This window comes from Chryseobacterium lathyri, from assembly GCF_019970085.1.
Lineage (GTDB): Bacteria > Bacteroidota > Bacteroidia > Flavobacteriales > Weeksellaceae > Chryseobacterium > Chryseobacterium lathyri.
The window spans coordinates 44,983-68,734 of the sequence record NZ_JAHXYG010000003.1 but is presented as its reverse complement, the minus strand read 5'-3'; the positions used below and the strand labels follow the sequence as shown (position 1 = coordinate 68,734).

The 23,752-nt window shown below is 38.3% G+C and carries 21 protein-coding genes; 11 read left to right on the top strand and 10 right to left on the bottom strand.

What is annotated here, in order from left to right; translation table 11 throughout:
* The first annotated feature begins 90 nt into the window (after window positions 1–90).
* Together LC418_RS09740 and LC418_RS09735 are read left to right on the top strand one after the other, a co-directional pair.
* Entirely contained in the window at window positions 91–483 is a 393-nt protein-coding gene (locus LC418_RS09740; protein ID WP_111960615.1) for a winged helix-turn-helix transcriptional regulator, read from the top strand.
* A gap of 250 nt (window positions 484–733) precedes the next feature.
* Complete coding sequence (locus tag LC418_RS09735; protein WP_223558933.1) at window positions 734–1,243, top strand: hypothetical protein; 510 nt, start codon at window positions 734–736, stop codon at window positions 1,241–1,243.
* A 39-nt stretch (window positions 1,244–1,282) separates the two neighbouring features.
* Here the strand turns inward: LC418_RS09735 and LC418_RS09730 are convergent, their stop codons facing one another.
* Window positions 1,283–1,831: a DNA-3-methyladenine glycosylase I gene (locus LC418_RS09730; RefSeq protein WP_223558932.1), complete on the bottom strand. Its 549-nt coding sequence runs from the start codon at window positions 1,829–1,831 to the stop codon at window positions 1,283–1,285.
* The gene (locus tag LC418_RS09725) at window positions 1,828–2,148 is read right to left on the bottom strand and encodes a nucleoside triphosphate pyrophosphohydrolase family protein (RefSeq protein ID WP_116013507.1); all 321 of its coding nucleotides are present in this window, start codon (window positions 2,146–2,148) and stop codon (window positions 1,828–1,830) included. The genes LC418_RS09730 and LC418_RS09725 overlap by 4 nt, the downstream gene beginning before the upstream one ends.
* Window positions 2,149–2,303: 155 nt before the next feature.
* Here LC418_RS09725 and LC418_RS09720 point away from each other — a divergent pair, with 155 nt between their 5' ends.
* The 3 genes from LC418_RS09720 to LC418_RS09710 are packed head-to-tail and all read left to right on the top strand — an operon-like array spanning window position 2,304 to window position 4,697.
* Complete coding sequence (locus LC418_RS09720; RefSeq protein ID WP_223558931.1) at window positions 2,304–3,218, top strand: alpha/beta fold hydrolase; 915 nt, start codon at window positions 2,304–2,306, stop codon at window positions 3,216–3,218.
* Between the two features lie 38 nt (window positions 3,219–3,256).
* Window positions 3,257–3,616, top strand: coding sequence for a hypothetical protein (locus tag LC418_RS09715; RefSeq protein ID WP_223558930.1), 360 nt, complete (start codon window positions 3,257–3,259; stop codon window positions 3,614–3,616).
* 52 nt (window positions 3,617–3,668) lie between these two features.
* A complete protein-coding gene (locus LC418_RS09710; RefSeq protein WP_223558929.1) occupies window positions 3,669–4,697 on the top strand; it encodes a TQO small subunit DoxD in 1,029 nt (342 codons plus the stop codon).
* 221 nt (window positions 4,698–4,918) lie between these two features.
* On the opposite strand, the gene LC418_RS09705 is transcribed toward LC418_RS09710, so the two are convergent.
* From LC418_RS09705 to LC418_RS09685, 5 genes are all read right to left on the bottom strand, one after another.
* A complete protein-coding gene (locus LC418_RS09705; RefSeq protein WP_111960629.1) occupies window positions 4,919–6,496 on the bottom strand; it encodes a DHA2 family efflux MFS transporter permease subunit in 1,578 nt (525 codons plus the stop codon).
* Between the two features lie 133 nt (window positions 6,497–6,629).
* Complete coding sequence (locus LC418_RS09700; RefSeq protein WP_223558928.1) at window positions 6,630–7,739, bottom strand: HlyD family secretion protein; 1,110 nt, start codon at window positions 7,737–7,739, stop codon at window positions 6,630–6,632.
* Window positions 7,740–7,755: 16 nt separating this feature from the next.
* Entirely contained in the window at window positions 7,756–9,075 is a 1,320-nt protein-coding gene (locus LC418_RS09695; RefSeq protein ID WP_223558927.1) for a TolC family protein, read from the bottom strand.
* Entirely contained in the window at window positions 9,059–9,685 is a 627-nt protein-coding gene (locus LC418_RS09690; RefSeq protein WP_223558926.1) for a TetR/AcrR family transcriptional regulator, read from the bottom strand. The genes LC418_RS09695 and LC418_RS09690 overlap by 17 nt, the downstream gene beginning before the upstream one ends.
* Before the next feature lie 236 nt (window positions 9,686–9,921).
* On the bottom strand, window positions 9,922–11,040 hold the full coding sequence (locus LC418_RS09685; protein WP_111960637.1) for a DNA polymerase III subunit: 1,119 nt from the start codon (window positions 11,038–11,040) through the stop codon (window positions 9,922–9,924).
* A gap of 245 nt (window positions 11,041–11,285) precedes the next feature.
* Here LC418_RS09685 and bamG point away from each other — a divergent pair, with 245 nt between their 5' ends.
* The 3 genes from bamG to LC418_RS09670 are packed head-to-tail and all read left to right on the top strand — an operon-like array spanning window position 11,286 to window position 14,230.
* Window positions 11,286–12,587 carry a BamG family beta-barrel-assembly machinery protein gene (gene bamG / locus LC418_RS09680; RefSeq protein WP_223558925.1) on the top strand — a complete coding sequence of 434 codons (1,302 nt, stop codon included), beginning with the start codon at window positions 11,286–11,288 and terminating at the stop codon, window positions 12,585–12,587.
* 1 nt (window position 12,588) lies between these two features.
* Window positions 12,589–13,185 (top strand): LPS export ABC transporter periplasmic protein LptC, encoded by a 597-nt coding sequence (lptC, locus tag LC418_RS09675; RefSeq protein WP_111960641.1) that lies wholly within the window; start codon window positions 12,589–12,591, stop codon window positions 13,183–13,185.
* Between the two features lies 1 nt (window position 13,186).
* Window positions 13,187–14,230 carry an anhydro-N-acetylmuramic acid kinase gene (locus LC418_RS09670; RefSeq protein ID WP_223559403.1) on the top strand — a complete coding sequence of 348 codons (1,044 nt, stop codon included), beginning with the start codon at window positions 13,187–13,189 and terminating at the stop codon, window positions 14,228–14,230.
* Window positions 14,231–14,259: 29 nt separating this feature from the next.
* Here the strand turns inward: LC418_RS09670 and LC418_RS09665 are convergent, their stop codons facing one another.
* On the bottom strand, window positions 14,260–14,649 hold the full coding sequence (locus tag LC418_RS09665; RefSeq protein WP_111960645.1) for an SRPBCC family protein: 390 nt from the start codon (window positions 14,647–14,649) through the stop codon (window positions 14,260–14,262).
* Window positions 14,650–14,689: 40 nt separating this feature from the next.
* Between LC418_RS09665 and LC418_RS09660 the strand changes: the two genes are divergently transcribed.
* Window positions 14,690–15,301 carry an NUDIX hydrolase gene (locus tag LC418_RS09660; RefSeq protein ID WP_111960647.1) on the top strand — a complete coding sequence of 204 codons (612 nt, stop codon included), beginning with the start codon at window positions 14,690–14,692 and terminating at the stop codon, window positions 15,299–15,301.
* Here LC418_RS09660 and LC418_RS09655 read toward each other — a convergent pair.
* Together LC418_RS09655 and gldJ are read right to left on the bottom strand one after the other, a co-directional pair.
* Window positions 15,294–16,565 (bottom strand): UDP-N-acetylmuramoyl-tripeptide--D-alanyl-D-alanine ligase, encoded by a 1,272-nt coding sequence (locus LC418_RS09655; RefSeq protein WP_223558924.1) that lies wholly within the window; start codon window positions 16,563–16,565, stop codon window positions 15,294–15,296. The genes LC418_RS09660 and LC418_RS09655 overlap by 8 nt on opposite strands.
* Window positions 16,566–16,629: 64 nt before the next feature.
* Complete coding sequence (gldJ, locus tag LC418_RS09650) at window positions 16,630–18,231, bottom strand: gliding motility lipoprotein GldJ (protein WP_111960651.1); 1,602 nt, start codon at window positions 18,229–18,231, stop codon at window positions 16,630–16,632.
* Between the two features lie 164 nt (window positions 18,232–18,395).
* Here gldJ and porU point away from each other — a divergent pair, with 164 nt between their 5' ends.
* Entirely contained in the window at window positions 18,396–22,295 is a 3,900-nt protein-coding gene (porU, locus tag LC418_RS09645; protein WP_111960653.1) for a type IX secretion system sortase PorU, read from the top strand.
* A 60-nt stretch (window positions 22,296–22,355) separates the two neighbouring features.
* A complete protein-coding gene (porV, locus tag LC418_RS09640) occupies window positions 22,356–23,519 on the top strand; it encodes a type IX secretion system outer membrane channel protein PorV (protein ID WP_111960656.1) in 1,164 nt (387 codons plus the stop codon).
* Window positions 23,520–23,752 lie beyond the last annotated feature (233 nt).

Here is a 23,752-nt window from a genome sequence, read left to right as displayed (position 1 = left end):
CTATTTAAATTTCTTCAGCAAAAATAATATACGTAACTTACATTTTCAATAGTAGTGCCCAATTGTATGGTACTATAAAAAATGTAAGTAATGACTAAAATAAAGGAAACATCCACCAATTTTGCCAATAAAAAAGCCCTTTCCGATGAATGTCCCGAGATCTATGCATCCAATACTATCGGCGGACAGTGGGCGCTTGCCATCTGCTGCTACCTCATCAACGGAAAACTAAGATTCGGAGAGCTAAGAAAAAAGCTGAACAATATTACAGAACGAATGCTCACGCTGCAGCTCCGAAGACTGGAGGAAGACCGTATTATCACCAGAACGGTTTATGCCGAAGTTCCTCCCCGGGTAGAATATGAACTGACCGAGATCGGATATAAGCTGAAACCGATCATCCTGGAATTTGAAAAATGGGGGAAAGAGCATAAGGAAATTATGAATGATAAGCATTCTGTCTCTGAATCTGAAAAGGCATAGACATTGACGAATTTAAATTTTGAGCAAAGTCATTCCTCTGAATTTTCATTAAACGGTTAAGGCCCTTTTCTATTGAGAAAACAAATTTACCCCTTTCAGAAATGTAATGATGACTTAATGAATACGAGAAGGGTATTGATTTCGACTATTTTTATAAGGAAGGTGAAGAACATAATTTTCTCATTTATTTCAGTATACAGGGATAATAATTATTAAATTTAATCCGCCTTAAATCACCAAAAACTAAACTATGAAAAACTTAACCTTTTTAATCAGCTTATTAGCATTACTCTTTTTTGGAATTTCTGTAAAAGGACAGAAAATCTCCGATGGCCAGACCATAGAGGTCAACGGAATGAGTGTCACATTTAATATTTTAAACAAAGAAAGTGTTGAAGCAGGCGGAAAGCCATATGACCGTTATAAGGTTTCGGCATCTGTAAAAAATACCTCAGATAAAGCGTACAACATCCGTTTGGCTTCTTATCCTCAGATTGTTACCAATACCGGTCTTGTAGAATTAGACTGTATCAATGCAACCGGTGCAAAACTGACCTCTAAAAAGATCGAGCTTAAAATGAAAGCGCAGATGATCAACGTGACCTACTCAGCATATGACAAATCCGGAAAATTTGCAACCAGCACTATTCCCGTAATAGGAAGCTATTATTTCGATCAGGGAGATACCATCAGTGACAATGCTATTTTCATTGTTCCACAAGGCGAAAAACCAGATGTTTCAGTAAGAAGTCTGAGATAATCCTCATAAAATCCCGGAACTCTCAAACTCCTTTACCCCCTACTCCTTCCAAAGCGGCTTCTGTTCCAGTATCTGATGATAAACAGGGCAGCTTTCGGTATGAGCACCTTTCAGATATCCTGTACTCATTAAAAATTCATTAACAATTTCTCCGCCCGTAAACTTGAATGTTTTTTTGAACAGCTTCATCCATTCCGGAAGTGTTTTCGGATGATGATGTTCCAGCCATTTTTCAAATGAGCCAAATTCTCCCTGTAAAGCCAAAATGGTTTTAGCATTTTCAATGGCAGCATTCACTTTCAGCCGGTTTCGGATAATTCCGGGGTCATTCAGCAATCTTTCCCTGTCCTTTTCTGTATATGCTGCAATAGCCTGAATATCAAAATTATTGTAAGCTTTTCTGAAACTTTCCTCTTTCTTTAAAACGGTCTCCCAGTTCAGTCCTGCCTGATTGATCTCCAGGATAAGCCTTCCGAAAAGTTCGTTGTCATCATGAATCGGGAATCCATAATAATGGTCGTGGTAGTTTTTATGCAGTTCTTTTCTGCTTTCGGGCTGCATTCCTTCTATGGCTAAACAATAACTCATTTAAATAAATTTTCTGTCTTGGTTAAAAATTGCTCTAAAGCTACTTTGATATCAATTCCCGTACGATCTGCCAATACGATCAGCCACCAGATATTCTCTCCCAGTTTATGTTCCAGCTCTGCAGCAGAATCTTTTTTCAACCATCTTTTCTGATGCGACATAATATCTCTTCCTACCAATCCGGCGTCAGTAAGGTAAGCAAGCGCATCTTCTTCTAAGGTCCATTCTGTACCGTGGTGCTGACGTTCCAGCTCATGATACTTCTCCCTGATAGCCAAAGAACGTTTGATGATTTCGTCAAGATTATTTTGATCCATTGTTTTGTTTTCTTGAAATTGATGATTCTGAACAATTCAGGCAATAAAGATAAGACAGGTTTGTGACAACTGTTTGTCAGTGGCATTTTAATTTTGAAATTAATGATATAAAATTTTAAAGAAACATCATAAATTAGAGACTCCAAAAACAATCTATGAAATATCTTCTATCTCTGCTTTTTACCCTGCTTTTCATTTCCTTTAATGCCCAGAAAATCTATTCCAAGGCTTACGGCAATTCAAAAAACACACCCATTATTTTTATCCATGGCGGACCGAGTGGAAATGCCACTTTATTTGAAGGAACTACAGCTCAAAAGCTGGCAGAGAAAGGTTTTTATGTTATCGTATACGACAGACGCGGAGAAGGCAGATCTAAAGACGAGAATGCCTCTATGACTTTTAAAGAAAGTTTTGAAGATCTTAGTCAGATTTATAAAACCTATGGAATTAAAAAAGCAAACATCCTTGCCCACAGCTTCGGAGGAATCGTTGGAACACTCTTTACAAAACAGTTTCCTGAAAAGGTAAGCTCATTGACGTTAATCGGAGCTTTATTTTCCCAGCAGGAAACCTACGATCATATTTTAAAACAGGCTAAGGAAAAATTTAAAAACAATCCTTCTAAACTGAAAGAGATCTCTGAGATTGAACATTTGAGTAAAGACTCTGCAGATTACAGGAAAAGATGCTACAATCTAGCAAGTGATATGAATTTTTTCACCATGCCTTTCCCTACATCTGAAAGTCAGCAATTAAGGAAGGAATATGAATCCGGTGAGTTTTACGCAGTCAATTTCAGAAACCCGGAATCGCCTTTGAAATTTTATAAAAATGAAGTTCAGAACAATCTCGACAATACTGCCATTTTGAAAAGAATAAAAAAACATGGAATTCCCTTTTTTGCTATTTATGGAAAAGATGATGGCATATTTTCAGAGAAGCAGCTCAACGATATGAAAACGATTGCCGGAGAAAATCATTTTAAGGTTATTGACAACTGTTCGCACTACTTATTTGTAGACCAACAGGATGAATTTCTGCAATTCATAAGCTTACATCTAAAATAAAGTGTAGTTTTGTGAAAATGCCCATACCAGGAACCCATATGAAAAATTACAAAGCACTCATCATGATGCTTATTTTGGTGTTTTCATTATCACCGTGTTCCGTAAAAAGAGATTTTCTAGGTATTTTTGATATCCAACACATCAGTGGCTTAAATAAAATAAAAATAACAGCCGGGTCAGTATCTGCATGTGATCTTTCTGCAAGCGCTTCATCTGCCCGAAGCATCTTTTCAAAAGCTGGTGTAAAACGTAAATGGGAAGGGACTCTTTTCAATTCAAATACAGTTCTCAGTTTTAGAGGGACAAAAAATACTTTCAACAAATATTCAGGACAAGCTTCCGGGAACAGTCCTCCGAAATATATTCTATTTAAAAGATTGAAATTAAATTTGGCTTAAGTTTTAACGGATCAAATTTTAATTAACAATCTTTTAATACTATACAATTTCAATGAAACATATTTCAGACAGCCGGTCTTATGACCTGGCCGGACTCTATACATTATCACTCCGCCTCGTTATCGGATGGACCTATTTTTCAGCTTTCTGGCGAAGGCTGATTCTCGAAAACAAACTTATTCCGGATGAAGCCGGATATATCGGGGAGAAATTCAATCATTTCCTGCCAAATGCTTTAGGAATAAAACCTCTTATAGAGTATCTGGTTACTCATCCGGATGCTCTGCACACTTCCATGGTTATTTTTACTATCGTTGAAGCTGTTGTAGGGCTCTTTATTATTCTGGGATTATTTACAAGATTAATGAGTATCGGGGTTTTTGGTCTTGCAATGGGCATCTTATTAGGCTCCGGCTGGATCGGAACAACCTGTCTTGATGAATGGCAGATCGGTATCCTGGGAATTGCAGGAGGATTTGTTTTGTTCCTTACCGGTAGCGGGCCTTTTTCCCTCGATCATTATTTCATTAAGAATAATAAAAATTTCACCCGCAAAAAATGGTTTCCATGGCTGGGATCAGGTATTCTTTCTCTATCGAAGCCAAAAACAATTGTACTCGCAGGGTCAGCGTTCATTTTTGGACTTACGCTGTATACCAACCAGTATTTTCATGGTGGGGTCTGGGGAACGCTGCACAATAAATCTGTAAAACCTAAGATTGAAATTTCAAATATTTCTTTAGTTAACAGAGATTTAACCTTTGAGATTTACAGAACAGAAGGTGTGGATGTTTACGGCTCTTTCCTGATCGGCATTCATATTCTGGATAAAAACGGGAATATTGTGAAAGCTTTAAACCATGCAGAACTTTCAAAATTCCCAAAAGAAAACATCAGGAATCATTATGTGGCTAAAGTAAAGCCGGGAAAGCACAGCCTGGTTATTCCTCTTGGCTCAAAGGCTGATCTTACCCTGAATCTTAATGATATTTTAGTGGAAAAAGAAGAAATCCATACAGTAAAACTGATCGACATTAGTGGTATAGAGTGGACGGCGAGGATTATAACTTTTAACCATTAAGGGTTTTTAAGTTTTTAAGAATAATAAGTGAGATGCTTCGAACTCTGCTCAGCATGACAATGTTAAAAGAGATTGTTAAAAAAAGTTCATATTTGAAATGTCATGCTGAGCATAAACTGAAAGTTTACGAACGTAGTTCACGAAGCATCTTTAGTAAGAATATTTGTATTATTTCCACAAAAAACCTCCGGAATGTCCGGAGGTTTTGTATTGAATTCGATTTAGTGCATGGCTTCACTTAAATCTATTTTTTCTTTACTTTTCCTTTCTTTAATGAAAAGGATAAACGGTATACATACAAGGAATATGACTCCTAAATAAAGGAAGACATCCATATATGAAAGCACGGTAGCCTGTTTTGTGACTGACATATCCAGCATTTTATAAGCAGCATTCATGGCTGCGTCGGGAGTCATTCCTTTTGCAACAAAACTGGCTTTTAATGCGTTCAGACGTTGCTGTACATCAAAACTGTTTTCATCCAGATGGGAAATCAGATTGAGCCTGTACTTCTGGCCTGCATTGGCAATAAACGTAGTGATCGCCGCAATCCCGAATGAACCTCCGAGCTGCCTCATCATTCCTGTAAATGCTGCTCCCTGGCCAATCTCCTGCCCTTTCAGTGTACTTAATGACAGTGAAGTGATCGGGATAAACAGAAGTCCTAACCCGGCTCCCCTTACAATCAGCATCCAGAAAAAGGCGTCTTTACTCGTATCTGGCGTCAGGATCTTGTATCCCCAGAAGCTATAGACAAAGAAGATGAAGAGTCCTAAAGATACCAAGATCTGCTGTTTTGCCCCTTTTGAAAGGAGCCTTCCGATAATTGGCATCATAAAGGCCGTCGTCAGGGCTGCAGGAATCATCAAAGCTCCCGACTGCAAAGCGGTCCAACCTAAAATACTCTGCGTATACAGCGGTACAATAAATGTAGAGCCATACAGTCCGAATCCTAAAACGAACGACATCACCGTTCCGATTCTTAAGTTCCCGTTTTTCAGTACCCTGAGCTCCACAATGGGATATTTGAAGGTAAGTTCCCGCCATAGGAAAAGGATGAAACCTAAGATGGCCGATACGGTAAATGTTACAATCATTCCACTTTCAAACCAGTCTTCTTCGTGTCCCCTTTCCAGGATAAACTGTAAAGATCCAACGGTAACAGCCAGCAAGGCAATTCCGATCCAGTCTACATCCGAAGCCTTCCGTTTTTCAGCATATTTCGGACTTTTTACAAACTGTAAAGTCATCAGCGTTGCTGCAATCCCAATCGGAATATTAATATAGAAAATATATGGCCAGCTGAAATTATCTACGATATATCCTCCCAAAGGCGGACCTAAAGTTGGGCCAATAATTACCCCCAAACCATAAATCGCCTGTGCCATACTTCTTTTCTCAATAGGATACGATTCTGTAATAATCGTCTGTGAGGTTACCAAGAGTGCTCCCCCGCCTATTCCCTGCATCAGCCTGAAAAATACAAGCTCCCAGATATTGGTGGCATTTCCGCATAAGAACGAAAATATGGTAAATATAATAATGGAAGCCGCGAAGTAATTTCTACGTCCAAACTGCTGTGACAGCCAACTCGTCATCGGCACCACAATTACGTTACCAATTGCATAAGCTGTAATCACCCAGCCTACTTCAGAAAGTGTGGCTCCAAGGTTACCCTTCATCTCATTCAGGGCAACGTTCACAATCGTGGAATCCACAATTTCAAGCAGAGCACAAAGGATTGCCGTGATCGTGATGATCACTCTCCGGGCTCCATATTCTACTAATGAATCTTGCATAGTTTTTTACGATGTAAAAAGGTGAATTGTCAATAATTAATCATCTTCATTGTCAATTTTCAGCTTCATATTATTCTCATTCATTGACTTGCATCAGCAAAATTGACAATTCACTTATTTCACAGTTTTAATATTATTTAAGCGATACTTCTGCCTTCACGTTCATTCCTGTTCTCAGTCTTTTTGCAATATTCTTATCAAGATTTACAAAATCGATTTTTACAGGAAGTCTCTGAACCACTTTTACAAAGTTACCGCTGGCATTATCCGGAGGCAGAATTGAAAAAGTAGCTCCTGTTGCCGGAGAGAATGAGCTTACAACTCCATCAAATTCCTGGTCAGGGAAAGCATCAATCTCAATTTTCACTTTCTGACCTTCTACCATTTTATCTACCTGTGTTTCCTTGAAATTGGCTACTACCCATTTCTGGTCGTTTTTAACCAAAGCAAAAAGTTGTGATCCGGCCTGCAAGTACTGACCTGCCTGAGTGGAAACTTTTCCTACATATCCGTCTTCCGGAGCAAGAATCACTGTGTATGATAAGTTTAATTTAGCATTTTCCACATCTACTTCTCTCTGTTTTGCTACTGACCCTGCAACACTGATCTGTTGGGAGCTCGCTGCAGTCTGAGAAGACGCAATAGTAGTCTGTTGTGCAATCTGGTTTCTCTGATCCACCAAAACCTGAAGCTGTCTGTCCGCAGACTGTTTAGCCGCTAAAGCCTGTTCGTACTGCTGTTCTGTAATAGAATGGTCTTTTACCAGATTGGCATATCTTTTCAGATCCTGTGATGTTTTCCAAACGTTTACTTTTGCCGCTTCTATCTGGGCATTGGCCGTTGTTACCGCTGCTTGAGAAGAACTTATATTTTTTGAAGTTGCTGTAGTAGTTGCTTCCGCATTTGAAATGTTACTTTTAGCTGTTGATAAAGCAGCCTGAGCCTGCTCAAGGGCCATCTTCTGATCTCTGTTATCCAGAATCACCAAAGTATCTCCTTTTTTTACGAACTGATTGTCTTTTACTTTTACCTCTGCTACATATCCGGAAATTTTGGAAATTACCGGCGCCATATTGGATGTAATCTGTGCATCATCTGTTTCTTCGTGATACTGTCCGTAAGTAAAGGCTCTGTATCCATAGATCCCTCCACCGATTACTACAGCGGCTAAGATGATAGGAAAAACAAAACTTTTTTTCTTTTTAGGTTCAAGTTCAACGGTTGGTTTATTATTATTTTCCATTTTGGTTTCAGTCTGATTATTTAATTGTTAAAGTTCCTGTTGTCTGTAATAGTTTTCTGTACGCTAAAGCGGCATCTGCTTTCGCATTGATCACGCCTACGTTAGCTGATATCTGAGCTGCGTCCGCATCCAGAAGCTCTGTCATGGTTGCAAGACCGTTGTCGTATTTGTTTTTGGTAATTCTGTAGTTCTCGTTAGCCTGTTCAGCAGCTTTTTCATATACTGCGATTCTCTTTTTAGAGTAATCCGTATTCTGATATTCTCTGTTAACGTCAAGCTTAATGTTATCATTCAGTAATTCATCGTTTGCTGCTAACTGCTTTTCTCTTGCCTGAGACTGTCTCAATGAAGAGTTTTCTTTCCAGATATTGGATAAATTGTAAGAAATTCCAACTCCTACGTTTACAGCATTGTATATGGTAAGGAATTTTGGAATGTCTGCGGCTACATATCCTCCGGTAAATGCTATGGAAGGAAGGTTTTCAGCTTTTGCGGATTTTGTTCCCAGTTCTGCCGCTTTTCTTTGCTGAGCCAAAGCCTGCAAATCTTTACGGTTTTCTTTAGCTTCATTTACATAGTAATCAACTGTTTTTACTTCAGAACCTTCATCAATATAATTCTGGTCTACTTCAATTTCTGTAGTTTCCGGAATACCCAGCAGCAGATCCATATTGATGTTGGCAATATTGTAGTTGTTTTTAGCTTCCAATAGCTGCAACTCGATATTTGAGGTCTGAAGATTTGCTTTTAAACGGTCATTTCTAGCAATAACCCCATTATTTTCAAGTTTAAGAAAAGTCTCATCCCTTTTTTGAGAAGCTGTAAGGTTTTCTTCTAAAACTTTGATGGATTGGTTGGCTTTAAATAAATTATTATAAGCCTGGGCAACATTATAAGCGATGGCTATTTTATCATTTTCGGTGCTTAGCTTTGATGCTTCCACCAAATATTTTGCAGACTGGATACCGTATTTGATTCTTCCGCCACTGTAAATCGGTACACTAAGGTTAACCGATCCATAAGCAACCTGATGCACTTCCGGGCCTCCTGCTCCTGCTTCCGAAGCACTGGAAAGCTTTAGATCAACAGTGGGCTTAGTGGGTAGGTACATATAGCTCCCCGAAACTTTCAGTTCCGGAAGCTGCCTGTTTTTGGCTTCCAAAAGATCTGCCGTAGCTTCTTCGATCTTGGCGGCATCGATCTTAAGATTTTTACTGTTCTGGATTCCCAGCTGCACGGCTTCATCGAGGGTGAGCTGTTTTTTCTCCTGAGCATTTATGGTTGCAACTCCCATAAACAGGGATAATGCCAACACCGAGTTATTTATTCTCTTCATAACCTAAAAGGTCTTTTAGTAAATATTTTATATGTTTATTAAGTTCTGTGTAGTACTTTTCATCAAAAACTTCCTCATCATTTGTATCGTTGAGGAATTCTTTGTACATCTCTTTAGCATTGGATGCATAAAATAAAGTCCCGCTTACGGTAGCATGAAGTAAATAAATCGGAGGGTTTTTAGTGAAAATTCCTTTTTCCAGTCCGCTTTCAAGGACCTGCGAATACATGGAGATAAAGCCCATCTTGGTCTGCTTCAGATATTCCACGATCTGCGGGCTTTCCGTGTGAAGCTGCTCACGCTGCATGATTCTGTAAAAACATTTTTGATGTCTTACTCTTCCGGAAAACTGGTCTACGATCTTTTCTATCTTCTGCCATTCATTGATATCTATTCTTTCGAGAATATCTTTAGCAAAGAACTGACCTTCATTCATTCTGTATTCCACTAATTTCTCATACAGCTTTTCCTTGGATCCGAAATAATAAGAAATCATAGAGATATTTACATTCGCCGCTTTGGAAATCTCCCTCGTGGAAGTCCCTTCGAAGCCTTTTTCAGCAAAAAGCTTCTCTGCAGCAAATAATATATTTTCTTCTTTTGAAACCATAGCAATTCTATTTTTCAGGGCGCAAATTTACATAACATTTTGAATAAATCAAACGATTGATTGATTTTTTAATCAATATTTAATATTTGCTAATATAAACAGCTGAATATTAATTGCTTTTAAACAAAAATATTTTAAAGAAACTTAGGCCGCTATAGAATTCCATACACTATAAAGTCCGGAAAGGATCGGGACTTTATCATGTTATTTAAAATTTCAGAATGAATCTGTCTTAATTATGAGTTTTTGTGAATGTAACGTGATAGTTTGATTCCAAGGTCTGTCCATACAATTTTAGGATTTCCATTTCGGGTGAGGTGCAGATCCGCAGTGCTGATCTCTTCCAGAATACTTTCAATATTGGCCCCGCTGATGAATTTTGAGAATCCTGCCCAGTTGAAGCCGTCTGCATCAATCTTTTTATACACCAGATTTTCGGACTGGTAGTTTTGAAGCAGGGCAAGCCTGAAGATCTCGGAGCAGTAGTTCAGAAAGTTTTTCTGCTTTTCACGATTCCAGCCTGCAATTTCTCTGGCCCAGAGGATAATACTTTTCAGAAACTGAGGCTTCTTTTTTACCATGAATGCATCTCTTACCCATTGTATAAAAAGCTTTTCAAATTCATCGCTTTTATGTCCGGAATTTAAAATCTTCAGGGCTTCATTGAGATCTCCCTGTGCTTCATGAACAATTTCCCTAATCTTTTCTTCTGAAATTTGAAAATTCTTCTTAAAATAGTTTTCAAGATCTTCATCACTGATTCTTGGAACTTCCACAATCTGTGTCCTGGAAAGAATGGTGGGAAGAATATCATTGGCCGTTTCAGCAGTAAGAAGAATGAGCGTTTTTGCCGGTGGTTCTTCCAAAAATTTCAGAAACTTATTCGCGGCAGCTATATTCATTTTATCAGCTCTCCAAACGATCAGGATTTTGGTTCCGCCTTCAAAACTCTTTAAAGCGAACTTCTGGTTCTGGTCATCAATTTCATCTGCAGAGATAAAAAGCTGTTTGTTTTCAGATTCCAGAAAAGCGGTCCAGTCGTCATAGCTTGCATAGGGAGAAGCCATGATCATTTCCCTGAAATCCTCAAATTTATTTTTACTTAAAGAATTTTTGTTATCGGTAAAAACGGGGAAACTAAAGTGCAGATCAAGATGATTCAAGTGTTCCACTTTCGAAGCAGCATGCTCATTTTCCTGGCTGAAGATCTCTTTGGCATACGCCAAAACCATAGGAAATGTACCATATCCTTCTTTTCCTAAAAAAAGTTGGGCATGGCTTACCCTATTTTCAGCAATGCTTTCACGAAGAAGTTTTTTCAGATTTTCCTGTCCGGCGATGTTCTCCCAATTCATGGCTCAAAGATAAAGAATTTTTGGAACGGATGATTTGTGAGATGTGAATTTTGCTTCGCAAGTGAATGGCTAATTTTAGTAATATAATTTATAAATAAGACATAAAAATCATGAACAAAGCGGATTCACAATTGACAATTCATCATAATTATGGCTATTCATCCCCCTTAACAAACTTTAACCACATATAATTTTTACAATTCATTAATATTTAAGATATTTGCGCATTGTTTTAAAAATAAAGAATGAAAAAAATCTTTGCCGTATCATTCATATCAGTTGGATACTTCCTAAATGCACAGAGTATCAGTAACTCTCCGTATGCAGCTTATGGAATTGGAGATGTAAAATATGATAATACGATTGAAACTGCCTCTATGGGTGGTATATCTACTGCTTATATCAGTGATTTCACGAGCAGCTTCAATTTCGCAAACCCTGCGAATAACTCTAATTTCGAGCTTACAAGCATCAGGCTGGAAGCTACCAACGAAAACAATTACTTCAAAACCGATTATAACGATACGAAGTCTACCAAGCACTCTACGTATCTTTCTAATATTGCATTGGCTTTCCCTCTTTCTCCAAAGGTAAAGATGGGACTTTCCTATCAGCCTTACAGTTCCAAGAGCTATGAGATCATTAATAAAGATTTTAATGATGACGGAAGCTATTACACCAACCGTTTTAAGGGAAGCGGGACTTTGAACACTGCGCAGGCTGCGATTTCATACAAAATCGACCAAAACTTTGCGGTAGGTTTGAGAGCTAATCTTTATTTTGGAAATCTTTATGATCTGAACGAGCTTAGATCTTATGATAAAGACGGAGCTTCCAACGCTGAATACATCAACGGTTATGAAACCAAAAACAAGATCAAAAACTTTAACTTCACTCTTGGGGGTAGCTATCAAAGTCTGAATACCCGTACAGACAGAAAATTAACCATAGGGGCTACAGCTACATTTGGTAATACCAGCAATATGACTACTGATTACACCAACAGTACTTATGTATATGCTGATGCAGCACAAACGGTTAAAGCTTTGGAAACGATTATAGATCAGAAAAGCACAAGCTCTAAAAATCTTCTTCCATTACAGGCATCCTTAGGAGTTGGATATGGGAGTGAAAACCACTGGTTCTTTTCAGGACAGCTGGATTATAAAAAAGGAGAAGACATTTCTTATTTTGGAAAAACTTTTGACTTCCAGGATACCTACAGAATTTCTGCCGGGGGATGGTATCTGCCGAATTATAACAACTTCAGAAGCTATTTCTCAAGAGTAACCTACAGATACGGGGCGTTCTATGAAAGAGGAAATCTTAAAATAAACGGTACCAGCATCAATAAGTTCGGAGTATCTGCGGGAGTATTGCTTCCGTTCAAAACCAGCAGTATTACAAGAATGAGCGGTCTTGAACTTGGCTTGGAAGTTGGAAAAAGAGGAACTCTTAATAACAACCTGATCAACCAGAATTTCATCAACTTAAAAGTCGGCTTTAACTTTGCTGACAGATGGTTCAGAAAGACTCTGTACAACTAAAATGAATTTTTCAATAAAAATATCATATAAAAATATAGCATGCCTTTTTAGTTGTGCTATATTTTTTATACTGACATCCTGTGAAGAAGATCTCACCAAAGCCAATGGAAACAAAAGCAAGAACTTCCCATCGCAGATCATCAATAACGCTAATATTATACAGAGGGATTCAGGTTTTATATCTTTAAAGGCCAAGGCTCCGATCATTGAAAAATACGAGCTGATCGACAGCCCATATGTTGTGGCTAAAAGAGGGATCAACATAGAGTTTTATGATAAAAAAAAGCCAAAGGTACCTGGTAAAATTACCGCTAAATATGCCCGTATTTTTGAATACAAAAGATTTTACGAAGCTAAAGGCGATGTAAGGATTACGACCAATGAAGGGCAGCGATTTGCGATGCAGAGTATTTATTGGGATCAGAAAAAGAAAAGGATCTATACAAAAGATACGGTATATGTCACTATGGAAGACGGCTCTACCCTGGTTGGTGCCAATGGGATGACAGCCAAAGATGATTTCTCCGAATATACTTTCTTCAACAATTCAGGGGATTTCAGTACAAAAAGACTTGAAGAAAAAAAAACACCGCAGTAATATGAAAGTTCAGGCTATTGGACTCATGTCCGGAACCAGTCTGGATGGTCTGGATATCTGTTTTGCCGCTTTTGAAAAAAAGAAGGATTGGAATTTTCAGATCATAAAGGCTGAAACCCTTCCCTACTCTCAAAACTGGGAAGAAAAACTCAGAAATTCGATTCATTTACCTTCGGAAGAATTACTGGAACTTCATTCGGAATATGGTTTTTATCTAGGACAGAGTGTCAGGGAGTTTATTGACCGTAATCATCTTGAAAATATTGATCTGATCGCCTCTCATGGCCACACTGTTTTTCACCAGCCTAAAAAGAAATTCACCCTCCAGATTGGAGATGGAAGAGCCATCAAAATAGAAACAGGGCTTCCTGTTATTTATGATTTCAGAAGCCAGGACGTGTTGATGGGAGGAAATGGAGCACCTTTAGTTCCCATCGGGGACGAACTTCTTTTCTCTGAATATGATGCCTGCCTGAATCTTGGCGGATTTTCCAATATTTCTCTAAAGCAGGAAGGCAAAAGAATAGCTTTTGATATTGCTCCTGTCAATATTGTCCTGAACAGGCTTGCTCAGAAATTCAATAAAAACTTTGACGAAAATGGTGATTTTGCAAGAAAAGGCAAGCTCCACGATGATCTTTTAGCCAAGCTTAATTCCTTAGATTTTTACAAGCTGTATCATCCTAAATCTTTAGGAGTTGAATGGTGCAATGAGACTATCTTCCCACTTTTGGAAGGCATTAAAACTGAAGATGCCATAGCTACTTTCACTGAGCATGTGGCCCAGCAGATCTCAAATGTTATTAACTTAAACCGTTTACAAAACGTCCTATGCACCGGTGGAGGCAGCTATAATATCTGTCTTATCGAAAAGATCAGGGAAAAAACAGAATTTACGGTTATCATTCCGGAAAGACAGATCATTGACCACAAAGAAGCGCTGATCTTTGCCTTTATGGGTGTTTTAAGGATGAACAATGAAATCAATGTCCTTTCTTCTGCAACCGGCAGTACCAGAGATCACAGCTCAGGTGTATGGGCATAAAAAAACCTCCATTGCTGAAGGTCTTTATATTATTTGTAAGCTTCGATTTTATCTGTCAGTGTATTGATAAAGTTTTGAAGCGGTTTTTCTACCATCATTTTTATAAAAGGATTAAATTTCCCTTCAAAAAGCATCTGAACTTCAGTTTGACTTTCATTGATAGAGTTTAAAGCCGCTGTTAAGGTAAAATCCAGACTTGAGCTTGCAGACTTTAAAACGGCTTTCTGCTCATTCACTTCATCTATTTTCAGAGCAATTTCAGGCATTCCCTGAAGACCGAATTTGAATCCATTATCTCTGGTTTCAAATTTCTGAAGACCGTCCGGCATAAAATCTTTATAGTTTTCAGGCGATTTCAATATTTCAGACAAGTCTTTAGATGATTTATTGACAATAATCTTTCGTCCTTCTAAATTCATTTTTTATTTTTGTATTTAAATTCTTAATTCTTACAAATATATGTATAAAGTTTTTGTGAACGAAAAAAAATTATTAGTGTCTAAGCATCCCGAGCCTCTTGAAAAAGAACTTAGGTACGAAAGTTTCACAACTTTAGAGATTGCATTGGATCTTTTGGAAAATACTTCTGTGAAAGAACTTAATGTTTTCGGTGAGAATATTGAAGAAATCTGGAGCGAATTCCAGAAGCTTTTCAGAATCATAGAAGCGGCAGGTGGCCTGGTCAGCAACCCTGATGGAAAGCTACTTTTTATTAAAAGGTTAGGTAAATGGGATCTACCCAAGGGTAAAATGGAAAAAGGTGAATCCCGAGAAGAGTCGGCGGTAAGAGAGATTGAAGAAGAAACCGGACTAAAAGATGTGGAGCTGGTAAAATTCATCAATACAACTTACCACATCTATATTGAAAGAAACGGTGAAAAAATCCTTAAATGCACGCATTGGTTTGAAATGAACTTCAAGGGTGAAGACACCTCAAAACCTCAGATAGAAGAAGGAATTACAGAAGTTGCCTGGAAAAACACCACTCAGATCGAAAATGAAGTTTTCCCAAGCACTTTCCAAAATATTAAGCTGATTGTAAAAGAATTCTGGAATTCAAAGCTTAAATAAATTCGATAGACTTTTCAAGAGCAATTCCCCTTGAACCTTTTAACAGAATATTTTCAGCGTGGATTTTATTCTGTTTAAGGTATTCTATCAATTCTGCCGTATTTTCGAAAGACAGCGATGAAGAATTGACTGCTTTAAAATGCTTTCCTACCGTAATGATTTGGTCAAAAGCTAATTCCTGGGCAAGCTTTAAGATATTTCGATGTTCTTTTTCACTCTCCTCACCCAATTCAAGCATATCACCAATAATGATGGTCTTACTGCCTTCAAAAGTTACAAAATTATGCAGTGAGGCAGTCATAGAGCTTGGATTGGCATTGTAGGTATCCAGAACTAATGTTGTATTTTCTTTTTTTACAACCTGCGAACGCATATTGGTCGGAGTATAGTTTTCAACAGCATGTTTTATTCTTTCAAAGCTGATTCCAAAATGAAGACCAAGACTGGCTGCTGCACATAAATTGGTAAAGTTATATTCTCCAGTCAGTTTAGAAACAGCTTTTATACCCTGATAGTCTAGCCCTACAAAGTGTTCTTCGGAAAACAACCCGAACTGGTAATCGGAAGTACCTTTCCCAAAGGTAATTTTGGGTGTATAGTTTTCTGTTTTTTCTGCCTGTATCGGATCATTTTCATTGACAACAATAGTCTGATTATGATTTTTCAAATAATCATACAGCTCAGATTTCCCTTTAATCACGCCTTCAAATCCACCGAAGCCTTCCAGATGGGCTTTTCCAAAGTTGGTAATATATCCAAAATCCGGCTGTGCAATGGTACATAAAAGCTCAATCTCTTTCTGGTGATTGGCTCCCATTTCTACCACTGCCATCTCATGCTCAGGCTTAATGGAAAGAATCGTTAACGGAACTCCAATGTGGTTATTTAAATTTCCGGAAGTATACTGTACATTGAACTTCTCAGAAAGTACTGCATGGATAATCTCCTTGGTCGTTGTTTTTCCATTACTTCCCGTAAGTCCGATAACAGGGATTTTAAGCTGATTTCTATGGTGAACTGCAAGCTGCTGCAGAAACTCCAGCGTAGAAGGAACATAGAAAATATTTCTATCCTTATTTTCAAATTCCTGTTTCTCCACAATCACTGCCAGAGCTCCGTCATCAGCAGCTTTTTCTGCCAGGGTTGCAGCATTGAAATTTTCACCGGAAAAGGCAAAGAAAATATCATTCTTGCTGACTTTTCTGCTGTCGATCGTCACTTTATCTGACTGTAAAAATAAAGGATAAAACTGTTCTATATTCATAGTTCAAAAATAAAAAAACCTTCCGGAAATCCGGAAGGTTTTTTATAAGTATTTTTTGATAATATTATCTTCTAGTTCTGCCTTTATCGTTAGCTCTGGCATCCTGTGCAACACGGAAGCCAATCCATCCATAAGCCTTACCTTCGTTTTTATATCTTCTTTGTCCCGGATCCAACCAATATGCTGTATCCTGCCAAGAACCACCTTTTACCACTCTTACGTCATTAGACACTGCAGAGGTTCTGTCTCTGGTATCTTTCTGAAGTTTCACTCTTCCTCCTGCATCTACAACAAACCTTCTCTGAGGAGCATTGTACATATCAAATGAAGAAGCCGAATCTGAAGCTCTGTAATATTCTAAAGAAGACTGTCTGTCACCATCTCTGTAGTTTCTGTGATCAGCAACGGTTTCTCTTTCAAACTGTCCCGGAAGACCTCTGTATACTAATCTACCATCTGATAAGGTATCATACTTGATTGTACCTTCGTCGATCATTTTGTAAGTTCCGTCACCGTTTCTTACAATAGCCTGAGGCATATTTCCTCTATAGTAGTTGAAATCGTTGAAGTCTTCATCAATAATTGGTCTGTACACGTCAGCCGTCCATTCAGAAACGTTTCCATACATACCGTAGATTCCAAGATCATTAGAAGGATATTGTCTTACGTCTGCTGTTTGTGCAGCTCCGTCATTTTTCCATCCTGCAATACCGGAATAGTCACCTTTTCCCATTTTGAAGTTTTCAAGGAACATTCCTTTATCTCTTCCTTTGGTACCTCTTAATCTTTCGATTTCCGGTTTTTTACCAAGGTATTGATTGTATTCTCTGTTTTTAGCCATACCAAGAGCAGCATATTCCCATTCCACTTCTGTAGGAAGTCTGAATTTCTGAACCATTGAAGCATTTGGGGCTCTGTTTGCAGAAAGAAGTCTCTGGTTGGTTGTTTTCATACCAGATTTTTGCTGCATTCTTTTCTCGTTGATGTATCCCTGCATTTCCGGATCATTCGCTTTGAATTTATCCATATTGAATGCAGTTCCACCCTGGTTATTGGATTCGTTGATATACAAATCTTTAGCAATAACTCCGGCTTGCATTAAAGCTTTTTCATTCGCTCTGTCTGTAAGCCATTCACAGTATCTGTTCGCCTGAGTCCAGGAAACGCCTACTACCGGGTAGTAATCGAATTCCGGGGAACGAAGATACGTTTCATTATAATCGTTTCTAGCTAGTTTGTTGTCCCATAAGAGAGTATCTGGCAAAGCGCCGTTATAGATCTCCTTGAAGCTAGGGTCACTTGGTGGAAATACATACTTCAACCATGTAAGGTATTCGCGGTATTCGTAGTTAGTAATTTCTGTTTCTCCGATGAAGAATGAACTTACCTGCATTCTGCGCGGTGTGTTATTCCAATCATGCATAACATCATCTTTCACTAATCCCATTGTAAAAGTTCCACCTTCTACATATACCATTCCTGGCCACCCCTTCTGTTTTTGTTGCTTTCCTGCAAAAAACCAACCTTGTTTTTCGTTTGGTTTCCAACCCGTCTTGCTGACAAATTTTTTAGTACCGCCTCCTTTGCTGGTCCCGGATCCGCCACAGCTGGTTAATGCAAGTGTAGAACTTAATGCTATTAATGAAAACAACTTTAGTTTTTTCATAGTCGATATAAATATTTTCAAAGTACAAAGAAAAAATAAATTATTCAATAAATCAAGTAAACATTTGATTTTTTTGAAAAACGTTAACAAATTAATTTTATTGTATCACAATTTAATTCTAAAATTTTCATTTTATTTGTAATTCAGAAATTTCAATAATAAACATGAAACAAAAAATCACCTTTTTATTACTAATCTCTTTTGTGTCAACACTTTGGGCCCAGAGAAAAGCCATAGAATGGGAAGGCTCTAAAATCCAAGATTTTGGTGACACAAAATTAAATCTTCCAAATTTCAAAAATGAAGGTTTTTCGTTCAGCCAAAATAATGTTTTTATCATCACCAAACAAAAAATAGGAGAAAAGCAGCTGAAAGTTTCGGATCTAGCCTGGGAAAGTGTTTCCACTAAGGATTTATATGATCTTGACAAAGGCAGACTGCCGGATTATGACATTGCAGATGTTGCCTACTATACGCTGGAAGGAGAAAGATATGCGAGCATCAGTGTGTCCTTATTTAAGAATGTAAAGGGACGTATCCAGAGACTTTCTTCATTTAATATTTCTGAAACAGCAGCTCCCAACAATTTCACATCCGGAAATGCAAACAAAGTGGGAAGCACTGCAAATCCTCTTTCGAGTGGTGGCTTTTATAAGATTAAAGTAGACAAATCGGGAATATTTAAGATTACAACACAGTTTTTAAAAGATAACGGCATTAATCCGGCTTCTGTAAATCCGAAAAATTTCAGAATTTATGGAAACGGTGGTGTAATGCTTCCTGAATATAACCTGGACACCAAATACAGCGCACTTCAGGAAAATGCTATTCAGGTAGTGGGTGAAGAAGATGGTGTATGGAATGACGGGGATTATGCTCTGTTCTATGCTCAGGGGCCAAACGGATATAATCTTTATGACGCATCCAACGGAAATGGTTTCAAGAGAGTGGACAATAGAATGGACAGAAGCAATAATGTCAAAAATATATATGAAGATTTTTCTTACTATTTTATCAATTTTGACAAGGGTGCAGGCAAAAGAGTTCAGCCAGTCGACGTTAATCTTCCGGCCGGTAATTTAATAACAAGGTATGACAATTACCAGGTGATTAACAATGACCAGAAGAATCTTTTAAAAGTAGGACGAATCTGGGTAGAAGAAGCACCATTTACCACGGATAAAGCGGTAACTTTTACAACCAATTCACCAATACAGGCTGGTGATGTCATAAGATACAGGACACAGGTGATAGGCTATAGGTCTCAGCAGAATACCGTTGAATTTAAAATCAACAACCAAAATCCTATCCCTCAGACGGTTCCTGCCAATACCAATAATTATGTATTTGATTTTTATCAGCTAAGATATGACGGAACGATATCCAACCTGAGCGGAAATCAGATTACTCTTAATTACGCTCCCAATATTTCTGTAAACCCTAACGGAGTTTTCCATTTTGATTATGCGGAAGTACAGTATAAAGAAAATCTTGCCTTCAATGGATCTCAGATGAATTTCAGGGATTTCTCACTTACCAGCGGAACCAATATTAATTACGGCTTTGGTATTTCCAATGCAGCAAACCTTGAGCAGGTATGGGATGTAACTGATATTACGAATGCCAACAGAAGAGTAAATAAAGCGGGTGCCGGCAGTTTTAACTTCGGCTATTTTACTTCTGACCCAAATTTCAATAATGAATTTGTGGCTTTCCGTGCTGATGCAGCTTATAACCCTCAGTTTGTAGAAAGAGTTGCCAACCAGAATCTTTCCGGGCTGCAGAATGTGGATTACCTGATCATCACAGTTCCTGAAATGATGGGCCAGGCACAGAGACTGGCCAGCTACCACCAGACTAAAAACAATTATACGGTAGAGATCGTAGATGCGGCTAAGATTTATAATGAATTCGGAAGCGGAAGCAGAGACCTTACAGCAATAAGAGATTTTGTAACAAAACTTAATAACAGCGCAAGACTTAAATATGTATTTATTTTGGGAGACGCTTCTTATGACTACAAAAACAGGATCTCCGGCAATTCCAATATCGTTTCCGGCTATCATGGTGAAAATTCAGCAGATTTTGTCGGTTCTTTTATAACCGATGACTATATCGTAATGACGCAGCCGCAGACGGCTTCTTCTATTGAAAATAACCTGCCTGATATCCCTGTAGGAAGAATTCCTGCAGCCAATGTGACTGAAGCAGGAAATATGATCAGTAAAACCCTTGCCTATTACAATGCTCTTCCCGGCCAGTCTTCTCCTTTCGGAGAATGGCGTATGAAGCTTGATTTTGTAGTAGATGATGATAAAGATGGCGGAAGTCCTTTCCATGAGGTAATGAATAATACGCTATCCAGTGTTTTTGAAGCTCCCGGCCAGCAGGATCTGAAAGAATATAATGTGAGAAAATTATATCTGGATGCTTTCCCGGCCCAAAGTACAGCGGCTGGACAAAGGTTTCCTCAGGTGACTCAGGCCATTTCAAATGATATCGGGAACAGTCTTTATTTGTTCTATTTCGGACATGGAGGAATCAACGGATGGGCACAGGAAAGAGTGCTGACGAGTACTGAAATTCAAAATTCCAATAACTTCTCCAATGTATATAGCAGATTTCCGTTTGTATCTACCATTACCTGTGAATTTACATTATGGGATGAACCGGCTACTTCTTCTGCAGGGGAGCAGTTCATTAAGCTTAAGCAAGGAGGTGCTGCTGCCATGATTACATCAAGCCGTGCCATTGGCGTAGATTACGGACGTAACTTCACAGATCTTTATACGAAGAATATTTTCAAACTGACCAGCGACGATTTTGAAACTTTAGGATATGCTCATTTAAATGCTAAAAAACAAAAAGGAGCCAATATCGACCATCTGAAAGTAAATTTACTTGGGGATCCTGCAATGAAACTGAGCAGACCTCAAAGACAACTTGTTATCGACAATATTGAATCTCCGGTTCCGGGATTGATCAGAGGTCTGGATTTCATTAAAGTAAAAGGCCATATCAACAATCCTAACGGAACGGTTAATACAACCTTCAACGGAAGGGTTTCTATCAATATTTTTGATAAAAGATTAAACAAAAAAACCTTGAATAATGACGGAGCATTAGCGCCTGTCATGGATTACACAGAAGAAGGAAGTGCTATTGTTAAAGCTTCAGGCACCGCAGTAAACGGAGTATTCACTGTAGAATTCTATGTACCAAAGGATATCAACTATGCTGTGGGACAAGGAAGAATACTGGGCTACGCAGACAATAAAGTAACGGACGTATTCAATAACCAGGCAGTACAGGTGGGAGATATAAACCCTAACGGAATCAATGATAACGAACCTCCAAAAGTAAAATTGTACATGAATAATACAAATTTTGCTGACGGCGGAATCACGAACCAGAATCCAATGCTTTTAGCCTGTGTTACGGATGACACGGGAATCAACTCTACAGGATCCGGTGTGGGCCATGATATTACCGTTTATCTTGACGGACAGATCATCAACACGGTTGTTCTGAATGATTTCTTTGCATCAGGCGAAGGAAACGGATGTCTGAGCCCGAGTCTTGCTGATTATCAGAAAGGAAATGTAACCTACCCTTTCAGGAATTTAGCAATAGGACAACACCAGTTAACATTTAAAGTTTGGGACATAAACAATAATTCTACAACGTCTACGTTAAACTTTGAAGTTAAGGATGAAACCGATCAGCATTTGATCATTAACAGACCGCTGAACTGGCCGAATCCGTTTACCAATAAAACGTACATCCAGTTTGAACATAACTGCGATGATATTTTAGATGTAAATGTTCAGATCTATACAATAACAGGAAAATTAGTGAGAACATTATCTCAGCCTGTGGTTGCAGAACCGTTCCTACAGGGCTTTAGAACGCCTCGTCAGGCAATAGAATGGGACGGAAGAGACGATTTTGGGTCAACTGTTGCAAAAGGTACGTATATTTTTAAGATATTTGCAAAAAGTCAAAATCAAGAAAAATGCAAAGGAAGTGCTACAGCTGTAGAAAAAATGGTACTTTTGAAATAAATTAAATAATACATAGACAATAATTGTTATAAAAAACTGATAATATATAAAAGACAACATATGAATTTAACTACTAAACTGCTTTTGGGATTTGGTTTAAGTGCTGGTTTTTTAGGCTATTCGCAAGATTTAAGTAAAATAAATCCAGTATTAACCGGAGCTCCTTTTCTAAGAATTGCACCAGATGCAAGAGCTGGAGGTATGGGAGACCAAGGGGTGGTAACTTCACCGGATGCATTTTCACAATTCTGGAATGCGGCAAAATATCCTTTTAGCAGAACAAGTTCTTCCATAGGTCTTAACTATACGCCTTATATGGGGAAACTTACCAATGATGTATTTTTACTATATGGTGCATTCCATAAATTTTTAGGCCAGGAAGAAAGATCCACTATTTCTGCAAGTATCTATTATTTCAACATGGGTGAGGTAGATCTTACTCAGCTGGTAGGTTCAGAAGTCACTTCTATGGGGACGTCAAAGCCTAATGAATTTTCCATTGACGTTGCTTACGGTCTGAAACTTTCTGATTCTTACTCAATGGCCGTTACCGGAAGATTCATCCGTTCGGATTTAGCCGGAGGTTTCAACACAGATACTACCCTTAAAGCTGCTAACTCTTTTGCAGTTGACGTTTCAGGATACTATACCTCTCCAAGATTTTCAAGTTTCGGAGGATATGATGGTAAAGTGAATGCAGGTTTTGCTATTCAGAACCTAGGTCCGAAATTAGACTATACAGGAAATGAAGAATCAAGATCTTATTTGCCTACGATGGCAAGATTAGGACTTGGATATGATATGTATTTGGATGACATGAACAAGATCGGCATTAGTGTAGAAGGCTCTAAGATTTTGGTTCCGGGATCAGAATATGTAGGAATAGATCCTAACACAAGACAGCCAAGATATGAAGTCCCTAACGTAGGAGTAATGGCAGGGATCGGAAAGTCGTTCAAAAATAAAAACTCTATCATGATGAGTGGTGCTCTAGAATATTCTTATGACAATGCATTTGCCGTAAGAACAGGTTACTTCCACGAAAGTGAAGAGCAGGGAGCAAGACAGTTCGCTACAGCAGGTATCGGATTGAAATACCGTTCTTTCGGGCTTGATATTTCTTATCTGATCAATATGTCAAAAATCAATACTGCTTTAGATAATACCCTTCGTTTCGGTCTTACCTGGAACATCGGTGATGAAACATCTAATGTAGATTATTAAGATATTTAATACCCAAATACAAAAAGCCTCATTTTTATGGGGCTTTTTGTATGCATCGAATCGACAACCGGTCAATGGTGAATTTTGCTTCGCAAGTGAATAGTGAATTGAGGGATAAAGAAAATTCACTGCAAAGCAAATTGACAGCGCAGCTTATTCATCATTCACACTCCTTTGGCAAATAGTACAATCCCAGCACTAAATTTGTGTTAGACTCAACCACAATCCATTAC